Source organism: Nakamurella leprariae (assembly GCF_016918035.1).
Classification (GTDB): domain Bacteria; phylum Actinomycetota; class Actinomycetes; order Mycobacteriales; family Nakamurellaceae; genus Nakamurella; species Nakamurella leprariae.
The window spans coordinates 92,133-104,493 of sequence record NZ_JAERWK010000012.1; the positions used below are offsets into that span (position 1 = coordinate 92,133).

Annotated in this window: 10 protein-coding genes; 6 read left to right on the top strand and 4 right to left on the bottom strand. The window is 70.8% G+C overall.

The window, feature by feature from the left end; translation table 11 throughout:
- The first annotated feature begins 196 nt into the window (after positions 1 to 196).
- The gene (locus tag JL106_RS10185; RefSeq protein WP_205260597.1) at positions 197 to 1,414 is read left to right on the top strand and encodes an NADP-dependent isocitrate dehydrogenase; all 1,218 of its coding nucleotides are present in this window, start codon (positions 197 to 199) and stop codon (positions 1,412 to 1,414) included.
- A 287-nt stretch (positions 1,415 to 1,701) separates the two neighbouring features.
- The gene (locus JL106_RS10190; RefSeq protein ID WP_328841984.1) at positions 1,702 to 2,517 is read left to right on the top strand and encodes an exodeoxyribonuclease III; all 816 of its coding nucleotides are present in this window, start codon (positions 1,702 to 1,704) and stop codon (positions 2,515 to 2,517) included.
- Here the strand turns inward: JL106_RS10190 and JL106_RS10195 are convergent.
- On the bottom strand, positions 2,488 to 3,582 hold the full coding sequence (locus JL106_RS10195) for an App1 family protein (RefSeq protein WP_205260599.1): 1,095 nt from the start codon (positions 3,580 to 3,582) through the stop codon (positions 2,488 to 2,490). The two genes, JL106_RS10190 and JL106_RS10195, sit on opposite strands and share 30 nt — an antisense overlap.
- Before the next feature lie 152 nt (positions 3,583 to 3,734).
- Between JL106_RS10195 and trpS the strand changes: the two genes are divergently transcribed.
- The 4 genes from trpS to JL106_RS10215 all read left to right on the top strand — a co-directional run bounded on the left by trpS (position 3,735) and on the right by JL106_RS10215 (position 8,160).
- Positions 3,735 to 4,751 (top strand): tryptophan--tRNA ligase, encoded by a 1,017-nt coding sequence (gene trpS, locus JL106_RS10200; RefSeq protein WP_205260600.1) that lies wholly within the window; start codon positions 3,735 to 3,737, stop codon positions 4,749 to 4,751.
- Positions 4,752 to 4,848: 97 nt separating this feature from the next.
- Complete coding sequence (locus tag JL106_RS10205) at positions 4,849 to 6,207, top strand: HNH endonuclease signature motif containing protein (protein WP_205260601.1); 1,359 nt, start codon at positions 4,849 to 4,851, stop codon at positions 6,205 to 6,207.
- A gap of 172 nt (positions 6,208 to 6,379) precedes the next feature.
- A complete protein-coding gene (gene yhjD, locus JL106_RS10210) occupies positions 6,380 to 7,444 on the top strand; it encodes an inner membrane protein YhjD (RefSeq protein WP_205260602.1) in 1,065 nt (354 codons plus the stop codon).
- 38 nt (positions 7,445 to 7,482) lie between these two features.
- Entirely contained in the window at positions 7,483 to 8,160 is a 678-nt protein-coding gene (locus JL106_RS10215) for a VOC family protein (protein WP_205260603.1), read from the top strand.
- A 5-nt stretch (positions 8,161 to 8,165) separates the two neighbouring features.
- Here JL106_RS10215 and JL106_RS10220 read toward each other — a convergent pair whose 3' ends face one another.
- The 3 genes from JL106_RS10220 to sdhA all read right to left on the bottom strand — a co-directional run bounded on the left by JL106_RS10220 (position 8,166) and on the right by sdhA (position 12,361).
- The gene (locus tag JL106_RS10220; RefSeq protein ID WP_205260604.1) at positions 8,166 to 9,698 is read right to left on the bottom strand and encodes a D-alanyl-D-alanine carboxypeptidase family protein; all 1,533 of its coding nucleotides are present in this window, start codon (positions 9,696 to 9,698) and stop codon (positions 8,166 to 8,168) included.
- A 132-nt stretch (positions 9,699 to 9,830) separates the two neighbouring features.
- The gene (locus tag JL106_RS10225) at positions 9,831 to 10,616 is read right to left on the bottom strand and encodes a succinate dehydrogenase iron-sulfur subunit (protein WP_205260605.1); all 786 of its coding nucleotides are present in this window, start codon (positions 10,614 to 10,616) and stop codon (positions 9,831 to 9,833) included.
- A complete protein-coding gene (gene sdhA / locus JL106_RS10230; protein WP_205260606.1) occupies positions 10,616 to 12,361 on the bottom strand; it encodes a succinate dehydrogenase flavoprotein subunit in 1,746 nt (581 codons plus the stop codon). Before sdhA ends, JL106_RS10225 begins: the two co-directional genes overlap by 1 nt.

Below are 12,361 nucleotides of genomic sequence, written 5' to 3' on the forward strand. Positions count from 1 at the left end.
GCTGCTGTGACGGCCGCTGCGGGTGACGCCGGGGCCCGGCGGTACGGTCGGCGGGAGCGACCGGGCGGGCGGTCCGTCGTGGAGCACCCGCCCCCTGCATCTGCCATAGCAGTACGCGTGTACGGTTGACCACCGAGCAGCCGACCCACGAGGCCGCGCTTGCCGCGCCGCCGCCGCCTGAAGGAGTTCGCGTCCCATGTCGAAGATCAAGGTGACCGGTACCGTCGTCGAACTCGACGGCGACGAGATGACCCGCATCATCTGGCAGTTCATCAAGGACAAGCTGATCCTGCCGTACCTCGACGTCAACCTGGAGTACTACGACCTGGGCATCGAGCACCGGGACGCCACCGACGACCAGGTGACCATCGATTCCGCCGAGGCGATCAAGAAGCACGGTGTCGGCGTCAAGTGCGCCACCATCACCCCGGACGAGGCCCGGGTCGAGGAGTTCGGCCTCAAGAAGATGTGGCGGTCGCCCAACGGCACCATCCGCAACATCCTCGGCGGCGTGATCTTCCGCGAGCCGATCATCATCAGCAACATCCCGCGGCTGGTGCCCGGCTGGACCAAGCCGATCATCGTCGGCCGTCACGCCTTCGGCGACCAGTACCGGGCCACCGACTTCCGGTTCCCGGGCGAGGGCACGCTCACCATGACCTTCACCCCGAAGGACGGCTCGGAGCCCATCCAGCACACCGTGTTCCAGTCGCCGGGCGCCGGCGTGGCCATGGGCATGTACAACCTGGACGACTCGATCCGCGACTTCGCCCGCGCCTCGCTGAACTACGGCCTGAACCGCGACTACCCGGTGTACCTCTCGACCAAGAACACGATCCTCAAGGCCTACGACGGCCGGTTCAAGGACCTGTTCGAGGAGGTCTTCACCACCGAGTTCAAGGACAAGTTCGACGCGGCCGGGCTGACCTACGAGCACCGCCTGATCGACGACATGGTCGCCGCCTCGCTGAAGTGGGAGGGCGGCTACGTCTGGGCCTGCAAGAACTACGACGGCGACGTGCAGTCCGACACCGTCGCGCAGGGCTTCGGCTCGCTCGGCCTGATGACCTCCGTGCTGATGACCCCGGACGGCAAGACCGTCGAGGCGGAGGCCGCCCATGGCACCGTGACCCGGCACTACCGGCAGCACCAGGCCGGCAAGCCGACCTCCACCAACCCGATCGCGTCGATCTACGCGTGGACCGGTGGCCTGAAGCACCGCGGCAAGCTGGACAGCCAGCCCGAGGTCACCCACTTCGCGGAGACCCTCGAGGACGTCATCATCAAGACCGTGGAGAGCGGCAAGATGACCAAGGACCTGGCAGCGCTGGTCGGCAAGGACCAGGCGTGGCTGACCACCGAGGACTTCCTCACCGCGCTGGACGACAACCTGGCCGCCCGGCTGAACGCCTGATCGGCGCTGCTGTCTGAACGGCGCGGCTCTTCCGCGATGGGGCGGGCACCCGCGGGTGCCCGCCCTGTCGTGTTCCCGGACGCTGTGTCGTCCGGCGCTGTCCCTGATCCTTCGAACCGACCTGTACAGGAATGACACCACCAGCTGCTGACGCCCCCGCTGGGCCCGATCCCGCTGGGCCCGACCCCCCAGGGCCTGGCTGCGCTGGGCCCGACTGGGCGGGGCCAGGTGGGACCGACCCGTTCGGCCCGCCCGACCCGACCCGGCTGCGGGTCGCCGCCTACAACGTGAACGGCATCCGCGCCGCGATCCGTCGCGGCCTGCTCGGCTGGGCGGCGCGCCGGCGGCCGGACGTGCTGTGCCTGCAGGAGGTGCGGGCCGGCGCCGACCTGGTGCCGGACGAGCTGCTGGCCGCGAACGGGCCGTTCGCCGGGTACTCGTTCAGCTACCACCCCGGTGACGCGGCCGGCCGCAACGGGGTCGCGGTACTGAGTCGCGATGCCGTCCACGCCGTACGGCTCGGGTTCGGGCTGACCGAGCGGGACAAACGCCCCGACGGTTCCGACGACTTCGACGCGCAGGGCCGGTACCTCGAGGTCGACCTGCCCGACCTCACCGTGGCGTCGCTGTACCTGCCGAAGGGGGCCGCCGACGGCGAGAAGTACGAGAGCAAGATGCGGTTCGCCGCGCAGCTGTCCGAGGCGGTCGCCGCGTCGGTGGCGCGGGCGCGCAGCCAGGGGCGGGAGTACCTGCTGTGCGGCGACTTCAACATCGCACCGGCTGAGATCGACCTCAAAGCATGGAAGACCAACCGGCGTTCACCCGGATTCCTGCCGGCGGAACGAGCGTGGATCGGCGCGCTGACCACCACCGGCGGGCTGGTCGACGTGGTCCGGGCGCTGCACCCGGACGGTCCGGGGCCGTACAGCTGGTGGTCGTGGCGGGGCAAGGCCTTCGACAACGACTCCGGCTGGCGGATCGACCACCAGCTGGCCACGCCGGGACTGGCCGGTCGGGCCGTGGTGGCGGGCGTCGATCGGGAGCCGTCGTACGACGCCCGGGTGTCCGACCACTCAGCCGTGGTCGTCGACTACCGGCGCTGAGCCGCCGTCCCGCGCGGTCAGCACGTCGAGCTGCGCGGCCAGCCCAGCTCCGTCGGGTGCCGTGACCGTGGGGACCGTGCGGGGCCGCACCTGCCTGTCGGCCACCTGCGCGTTCGCGGTCAGCACCTGCTGGGCGGGGGTGAGCCGGCGGATGGCGATGCCGGCCACGACGTCCGGCCGTTCCGCGGCGAACTCGGCGTAGATGCGCGGGTCGTGCTGCCCGTCGTCGCCGACCAGCACCCACCGGACCTGCGGCAGATCGGCGGCGAGCCGGCGCAGCGACGCCCGCTTGTGGTCCTGACCGGATCGGAACCACCCCGTGTTGGTCGGTCCCCAGTCGGTGAGCAGCAACGGTCCCTCGGGGAACCGGTGTCGGGCCAGGAACCGGGTCAGCGTCGGCGCGGTGTTCCACGCCCCGGTGGACAGGTAGAGCACCGGTGCGTGCGGGGCGCGTTCGAGCAGTCGGCGGTAGTACTCGGCCATGCCCGGCACCGGCGCGCGGGCGGTCTCCCGCAGCACGAAGGTGTTCCAGGCCGCGACCAGCGGACGCGGGAGGTGGGTGATGAGCACGGTGTCGTCGATGTCGCTGACCAGGCCGATCGTCGGCTCGGGCCCGATGACGCGGATCCGGGCGGTCGCCCGGTGCTGGGGGAGGCGCAGCGTGATCTCGTGCCAGCCGGGTTCCAGTCGGACGGGCACCCGCTCGTCGACGTAGCCGCCGGGGCCGGTCCGCACCCGGTGCGTCCCGCCGTCCACCTCGACCAGCACCTCGTGGTCGACCAACGGAACGGTCAGCAGGAAGCGCCGCCAGCCACGGGCCGGCTGCTGGGGCTCGACGCCCGGGCGGGGTTCGACGCCCGGGCGGAGCTCGTCGTCCCCGGGCGGAGCGAGCAGCACCCGGCCGAGGACACGGAGCCACGCGCCGGATCCGTACCCCGTGTACGGCACCACCGCCGGCTGCCATCCTCGCGATCGCAGCACCCGCCGCTCCATGGCGGTGACCCAGTCCTCCAGCCGGGCGGCCAGGTGCGGACGGGACGACCGGGGTGACTCGGGCTCGGTCATGAGGAGCACCCTGCCGGAACGGGGCGCGACCGCCGTGGCACCACGCGAAGATCACACCGCGGCGCGGAGGGTCGGCTGGAGCGTCCGGACCGCTGGCCCGGGACGGTGACGCTGGTTCGGGATCACGGTGCGACGGTGCGAGGATCAGGGTCATGTGTGCTGCACCGTCCGCCGGCGCTGCCCGGCCGCGCGTCCTGTCCGGCATCCAGCCGACCGCTGACTCGTTCCAGATCGGCAACTACGTCGGGGCGATCCGGCAGTGGGTCGAGCTCCAGAGCACCCACGAGACCTTCTACTCGATCGTCGATCTGCACGCGATCACGGTGGAGCACGACCCCGAAGTGCTCCGTCGCCGCACTCGGGTCGCCGCCGCGCAGCTGCTCGCGCTCGGCATCGACCCGCAGCGGTCGACCCTGTTCGTGCAGTCGCAGGTGCCGGCACACACACAGCTGTCCTGGGTACTCGAGTGCCTGACCGGCTTCGGTGAGGCGAGCCGGATGACCCAGTTCAAGGACAAGTCGGCCAAGGGCGGGGTGGACCGCTCCAGCGTCGGCCTGTTCACCTACCCGATCCTGCAGGCCGCGGACATCCTGGCCTACCAGGCCAATCTCGTGCCGGTCGGCGAGGACCAGCGGCAGCATCTGGAACTGAGCCGGAACCTGGCTCAGCGGTTCAACTCCCGGTTCGGGCGGACGCTGACCGTGCCGGAGCCGTACATCCTCAAGGAGACGGCCAAGATCTACGACCTGACCCAGCCCACGGCCAAGATGAGCAAGTCGGCGCCGGCCGGGTCGCTGGACCTGCTCGCCGACCTGAAGGTCTCGACCAAGAAGATCCGCTCGGCGGTGACGGACACCGGTCGGGACATCGTCTTCGATCCCGAGGGCAAGCCGGGGGTGTCCAACCTGCTGACGCTGCTGTCCATCTTCGACGGCCGGCCGGTCGGCGAGTTGGTCGACGGCTACGCCGGCCGCGGCTACGGCGACCTGAAGAAGGACCTGGCCGAGGCGTTCGCGGCGTTCGTCGAGCCGGTGCAGGCCGCCGTGGCCGAGTACCTGACGGATCCGGCCCAGCTGGACCTCATCCTGGCCAAGGGCGCCGAGCGGGCGCGGGCGGTGGCCGACGCAACGGTGAGCACGGTGTACGAGAAGGTCGGCTTCCTGGCCTGAGCCGTCCACGTCGGCTGGTTGTCCCCATGGCTCGGGTTGTCCACAGACGCTGTGCCGGGACGCCGGGATGGGTGGTGGCCGTCCTACGGTCCGCGACGTGGACCGATGGGACGACAGGGCGAGCGGCGGGGACGCCGCGTCCCTGGACGACGTCGCCGCGGTGGTGCGGGGGCTGCTCGACGAGGTCGTCGCGGCACCGATGCAGACCGATCTCACCGACGACCAGGTGCTCGCGGCCGTGCAGCAGGTGGAGCTGGTCGCCCGGCTCGTCGACGCCCTGGGGGTCGCATGGGCGGGCGTGGTCGACCGCCGGCGACTGGCCGCCGCGTACGGCGCCACCTCCACCGGCGCGCTGTTGCGGGCATTGCTGCGGATCCGCCCCGGCCAGGCGCACGACCGGGTGCGGGCCGCCGCCGCCACGGACCCGTCGTCCGACGACCACGTTCCGGGCCATCCCGGACTTGCGGCGGCGCTGCACGACGGGCGGATCAGCGTCGACCATGCGAGCGTCATCGACGCGGCGCTGCGGTCGCTCCCGGAGCGCGTCGATGCGGCCACCCGGGCGGAGACCGAGGCGTTGCTCGTGCAGCAGGCCGAGCAGCTGGACCCGACCCGCTTCGAGGAGGTCGCCCGGGCACTGGCCGCGGCAGCCGACCCGCTCGACCTCCCCGCCGAGGTCGACCCGCGCAAGGCCACCGAGCTGCAGCTCGGTCGCCGCGACGCGGTGACCGGACTGACCCGACTGACCGGGCGACTCGACGACGAAGGCGTCGAGCTGCTGCAGCAGGCCATCGGCGGGCTCTCCGCGCCGCGGTCCGCCGTGGACGGTGTCCCGGACGACCGGCCGGCCCGCACCCGCCGTGCGCACGCCCTGATCGAGGTGCTCCGCCGGTCGCTGGACGCCGGTGAGCTGCCGGTCCACGGTGGTGTCCGGCCGCACGTCACGGTGACCGTCGCGTTCGAGACGCTGCGGGCCGGCCTCGGAGCAGCACTGCTGGACCGAGCCGGCCCGGTCTCGGCCGGCCATGCCCGCCGGCTGGCGTGTGACGCCGGGATCGTGCCCGCGGTGCTCGGCTCCCGCAGCGAGGTCCTCGATGTAGGACGGGAACGCCGGGTGTTCCCCGCCGCGATCCGCAGGGCGCTGGCGATCCGGGACGGCGGGTGTGCCTGGCCCGGCTGCGACCGGCCGCCCGGCTGGTGCGACGCTCACCACATCCGGCACTGGGCGGATGGCGGGCCGACCTCGATGGACAACGCCGTCCTCTACTGCCCGCACCACCACGGCGAGATCCACCTCGGCCGATGGGAAGTCCGACTCGGACCGGACGGGATCCCCGAGCACATCCCGCCGCCATGGATCGATCCGCTGCGGCGGGTCCGGCGGAACACCGCGCACGCCCGGTTGCAGGACGGAGCTGTGCCCGCGGACGCCCCGCCTGTCGATCCTGCGGCCTGATCGCCGTCCCGGTCCGACTGTCCGTGATCTCGGTCGCGTCCCCCTTCATGAGCTCCGGCGCTGATCGCCATGGGATCGGGGTACTTCGATGCGGTCGGCGGCAGCCCGTCGGCGCGTCCGCCGCAGGGCCATGCGCCAGACTGGGCGGTCCAGGGACTGGCGAGGAGGCGGCATGGCGAGCGTCACCGTGGGGCGGTCGGACTTCGACCAATCGTTCAAGGGCCGCGCTGCCCGGACGTTCAAGCGGATCAGCTCGCGCGAGGGCGTCCAACACCTGATCCGGATGAACAAGCGGTTCGGCGACCGGTTGGGCACACAGTTCGCGGCTGCCCTGACCTACCTGTCCTTCCTGTCGCTGGTGCCGATCCTGATGGTGCTGTTCTCCATCGCCGGCTTCGTGCTGGTCAACAACCAGGAGCTCCTGGACCAGTTGCGTCAGGGCATCGCCGATCAGATCCCGAGCCAGCAGCTGGCCGGCACCATCAATGAGGTCCTCGACACCGCGATCGATCAACGCATCGGCGTCGGCATCGTCGGTCTGCTCATCGCGCTGTACTCGGGCATCGGATGGATGGGCAACCTGCGAGAGGCGCTCGAAGCGCAGTGGCGTCCGGTGTGGGAAGAAGACCCGGCCAAGGAGGACAACTTCGCCCTCGCCACGGTCAAGGACCTCGGGCGGCTGGTCGGGCTGGGCCTGGCCATCGCCGTCACCCTCGGCCTCACCACCGCCGGCACTGCGATCCAGACGCAGATCCTGACGTGGCTCGGGCTGGAGGATCAGTCCTGGCTCACACCGGTGATCACCGTGTTGACATTGCTCATCGCGATGGTCGCGGACGTCCTGATCTTCCTGTGGCTCTACCGGACCCTGCCCGGTCGGCAGTACCAGGTGCCACGAGCTGCCCTGATCAAGGGCGCCGTCGTGGCCGCCGTGCTGTTCGAGCTGCTGAAGTCGCTGCTCAGCTTCCTGCTGCAGTTGACCTCGGGCTCAGCAAGTTGGCAGGTCTTCGGGCCCATCATCGGTCTATTGTTCTTCTTCAACCTGGTGGCGCGGATGGTGCTCATGGTCGGCGCCTGGATCGCCACCAGCAAGGGCGGACCGAAGGCTCCGGAACCGGAACCGGAGATCCCTGAGGCGCAGGTGATGGTGACCCGCCCGGTGTCGCGTCCCCGGGTCGCCGGTCTCCTCGGTGTCGGTGCGCTGATCGGATGGGTCACCGCACGGCGCTCGAAGTGACGAAGTGAGGCTGTCGTGACACAACGAGGTGATCGGCGATGAGCGTGCCGGCGGTGGATCCGGGGACGTCCCCTCGTGGCCCGCGCCGGATCGACGGGCGGCTCGATCACCTCGTGCTCGCCACACCTCGGTTGGAGCAGTCGGTGCGGGAGTTCGCCACCCGCAGCGGGGTCGCTCCGGTTCCCGGTGGCCGGCACCTCGGCGTCGGCACCCGGAACTACCTGGTCGGCCTGGGCCCCGGCCGGTACTTGGAGATCCTCGGGCCGGACGTCGCGCACCCGCCGGACAGTTCGGCCCCGATGCCGTTCGGGATCGACCAGCTGGAGCGTCCGAAGCTCGCAGCGTGGTCCATCAGGTCGTCGGATCTGCGCGCCGCCACCCGGGCGGCGCTCTCCGCGGGCGCCGACCTGGGACCCATCCGGTACATGTCCCGTCGAGGACATGACGGCACGGCCCTCGAGTGGCAGGTCGCCTACCCGCTGCGGCCGCCGCTGGACGGTCTGGTGCCGTTCGTCATCGACTGGGGCATCAGCCCGCATCCGTCCATGGGCGACCTGCCGACGGTCGAGTTGGTCGAGTTGCGGGGGAGCCATCCCGAGCCGGCCAAGGTGCTGCGCGTGCTGGAGGCCCTCGAGGTGACGCTCACCCTCACCACAGGACCGGCTCGGTTGGAGGTCGACCTCCGCACCCCGTACGGGACGTTGACGCTCTCCTGAGCTGCTCAGACGTGGGTGGAGCGGGCCGACCGGCGCCGCGTCCACAGCACGGCGACGGGAATGAGCGCCAGGATCAGCAGCCCGCCACCGGCGATCGTCCAGGCCACCCAACCCGGCGTGTCCGAGGATCGGTGATCCGCCGCCAGTCCCGACTCGGTGGAGGTGGTCCCCGCGGTGGGCGTGACCGAGCTGCCGCCGTCGGACGGATCGGTTCCGGACGTCGGTGCCGGTGGTGTCGGCGTCCCGGACGCAGCGGTCCCATCGGCCGCCGCATCGGCGGCTGAATCGACCAGCCGTCCGACCGGCCGGGTGGACGTGTCGAGCGCGAAGCCCCAGTCGAGCAGTGACGCCGCCTGCATCCACTGCGGCCGGGGCCGTTGAGTCCCGCCGAGCATGGTGACCACGAGCCGACGTCCGTTCCGCTCGGCCATGCCCACGAAGGTGTTGCCGGCGTCGTCGGTGAAGCCGGTCTTGCCGCCGATACCGCCTGGGTACTGCAGCGTCAGCTGGTTGTCGTTGGGCACGAAGTACCCGGGGCCGTCCAGCGCCGGCACCTGCTCGGCCTTCTCGGTGATCAGCTGGGGGAACGGCGGGGTGTCCATGTCGAGGCGGGCGAACAGCGCGAGGTCGTACGCGGACACGGACTGTCCGGGCCCGTCCAGGCCGGAGACGGTGGCGGCCCGGGTGTCGAAGGCGCCGAGCTCCGCGGCGAGCTCGTTCATCTCGGCCACGGTCTTGTCGTAGCCCCCGTTGGCCCGGGCCAGCGCGTTGGCTGCGTCGTTGCCCGAGTCGATGAGCAGGTAGGTCAGCAGCTGACGCACCGAGTAGACGGCGCCCGCCTCGATGCCGGTGCGGGTTCCCTCCTGGGCGGTGTCGGTCACCGTGGCCTCGACCGGCGCGTCGAGGTCGGTGAGGTTGCGTAGGTACACCTGCGCGGAGAGCAGTTTGAGCACGCTGGCGGGCCGGTAGCGCCCGTGCGGGTCCTTGGCGGCGAGCACCTGTCCGCTGTCCAGGTCCGCGATGAGCCAGCTCGCCGCGGAGATGTCCGGCGGCAGCGACCATGGATCGGCGCCCGGCGGCAGGACCAGTCCGCAGGCGCCGAGCGCGGGCCCACCCACCGGGACTTCGGGCACCGGCAGCGGCTGCGGTGGTGCGACCCCGGATGGCACGTCCTCGCTGGTGTCCACGGCCGGTGGCGGCACCTCGCGCTGCGGGCAGCCGTCGGTGGCCGGTGAGGGCAGAGTAACACTGGGCGGCACGTACGGGTCCCGCAGCAGCGGCCCGGACAGCAGCGGCCCGGACAGCGCCGATTCGGACAGCGCCGACTCGGACAGCGCCGACCCGGACATCGACTGCGCGCTGGCGGTCCCGGCCGCCACGCCGACGAATGCCGAACCCGCCAGCCCGACGACCAGGACCGCTGTGGACGCCCGGCCGGGCCACGCGGAACGACGCGTCCGGCGGGCCGAGAACGGTGACGTCCGAGGGGCCGACGAGGTCGGTGCCAGCGGCAGTGCGGTCCGGTCCGGGGTGCTCATCGCGCTGGAATCTAACCGATGCGCACGGTGACCCCCGTGATCAACCGCGCGGATCGCTCGGGCCGGAACGACGGAACGGCCGCACCCCCGAGTGGGGGTACGGCCGCTCCGGACGAACGAACAGCAGCACCGTCAGACGCGCCGGAACATCAGCGCGCGCTTGACCTCCTGGATCGCCTTCGTGACCTGGATGCCACGCGGGCACACGTCGGTGCAGTTGAACGTGGTGCGGCACCGCCACACGCCCTCGGAGTCCGAGAGGATCTCCAGTCGGTCGTCGGCCGCGTCATCACGCGAGTCGAAGATGAACCGGTGGGCGTTGACGATCGCCGCCGGCCCCACGTACGCGTCCTCGGCCCAGTAGACGGGGCAGGAGGTGGTGCACGCGGCGCACAGGATGCACTTGGTGGTGTCGTCGAAGCGGGCCCGGTCGGTCTGCGACTGGATGCGCTCCTTGCTCGGCTCGTTGCCGTGCGCGATCAGGAACGGCTTCACCGCGCGGTACGCATCGAAGAACGGTTCCATGTTCACGATCAGGTCCTTGAGCAGCGGCAGGCCCTTGATGGGCTCCACCGTGACCTCGGCCTTGTTGTTCGACCCGAGCAGGTCCTTGACCAGGATCTTGCAGGCCAGTCGGTTCCGGCCGTTGATCCGCATCGCGTCGGACCCGCACACCCCGTGGGCACAGGAGCGTCGGAAGACCAGCGACCCGTCGATGTACCACTTGATGTAGTGGAGGACGTTCAGCAGCCGGTCACCGGGCTGCGCCGGGACGCGGTAGCTCTCCATGTGGGGAGCGTCGTCGGTCTCCGGGTTGAACCGCTGGATGTTGACGGTCAGCATGACCGCGCCATCGGGGATGGGGGGCAGCTCGGCGCCGCCGCCGGCGCGACTCTCGTCGACGAGTGAGGTCGTCATCAGTACTTGCGCTCCATCGGCTCGTAGCGGGTCTGCACGACCGGCTTGTAGTCCAGCGTCACGTCGAGGTTGTGCGGGTCCCGGTACGCCATGGTGTGGCGCATCCAGTTGGTGTCGTCCCGGTTCGGGTAGTCCTCGCGGGCGTGGCCGCCGCGGGACTCGGTCCGCACCAGGGCACCCATGACCAGCACCTCGGCCAGGTCGAGCAGGAACCCGAGCTCGACGGCCTCGAGCAGGTCGGTGTTGTACCGAAGACCCTTGTCCTGCACGGAGACGTTCGCGTACCGGGCCTTGAGCAGCCGCACGTCGTCCAGCGCCTGCTTGAGGCTGGCCTCGGTGCGGTAGACCGCCGCGTTCATGTCCATGGACTCCTGCAGCGCGGTGCGCAGCTCGGCGACGCGCTCGCCGCCGGTGGAGTTCCGCATGCTCTCGACCAGGTTGATCACCGCGGCGGCCGGCTCGGCCGGCTCCGGCACGAAGTCGGTGGAGGTGGCGTACTCGGCGGCGGCGATGCCGGCACGACGGCCGAACACGTTGATGTCCAGCAGCGAGTTGGTGCCCAGCCGGTTCGAGCCGTGCACGGACACGCAGGCGCACTCGCCGGCCGCGTACAGGCCGGGGACCACGTCGGTGTTGTTGCGCAGCACCTCGCCGTGGATGTTGGTGGGGATGCCGCCCATCACGTAGTGGCAGGTCGGGAAGACCGGCACCGGCTCCTCGGTGGGCTCGACGCCCAGGTAGGTCCGGGAGAACTCGGTGATGTCGGGGAGCTTGGTCTCCAGCACCTCGGCGCCCAGGTGGGTCACGTCCAGCAGCACGTAGTCCTTGTTCGGACCGGCGCCGCGGCCCTCACGGACCTCCTGGACCATCGAGCGGGCGACGATGTCGCGCGGCGCGAGGTCCTTGATGGTGGGCGCGTAGCGCTCCATGAAGCGCTCGCCGTCGGCGTTGCGCAGGATGCCGCCCTCGCCACGGACCGCCTCGGAGATGAGGATGCCCAGGCCGGCGAGACCCGTCGGATGGAACTGGAAGAACTCCATGTCCTCCAGCGGCAGGCCCTTGCGGAGCACGATGCCCAGCCCGTCACCGGTGAGGGTGTGGGCGTTGGAGGTGGTCTTGAAGATCTTGCCGGCGCCGCCGGTGGCCATGACGACCGACTTGGCGTGGAAGACGTGGATCTCGCCGGTGGCCAGCTCGAGCGCCACCGCGCCGGTGCACACCGGGCCGTCCGCGGTCTGGGTGAGCAGGATGTCCAGCACGTAGAACTCGTTGTAGAACTCGATGCCCAGCTTGACGCAGTTCTGGTACAGCGTCTGCAGGATCATGTGGCCGGTGCGGTCCGCGGCGTAGCAGGCCCGGCGCACGGCGGCCTCGCCGTGGTTGCGGGTGTGCCCGCCGAAGCGGCGCTGGTCGATGCGGCCCTCGGGGGTCCGGTTGAACGGCAGCCCCATCTTCTCCAGGTCGAGGACGGCGTCGATGGCCTCGCGGCACATGATCTCGGCGGCGTCCTGGTCGACCAGGTAGTCACCACCCTTGACCGTGTCGAAGGTGTGCCACTCCCAGTTGTCGTCCTCGACGTTGGCCAGGGCGGCGCACATGCCGCCCTGGGCCGCGCCGGTGTGCGACCGGGTGGGGTAGAGCTTCGTGAGCACGGCGGTGCGGGCGCGGGGGCCGGCCTCGATGGCGGCGCGCATGCCGGCCCCGCCGGCCCCGACGATGACGACGTCGTAGCGGTGGAATTGCAT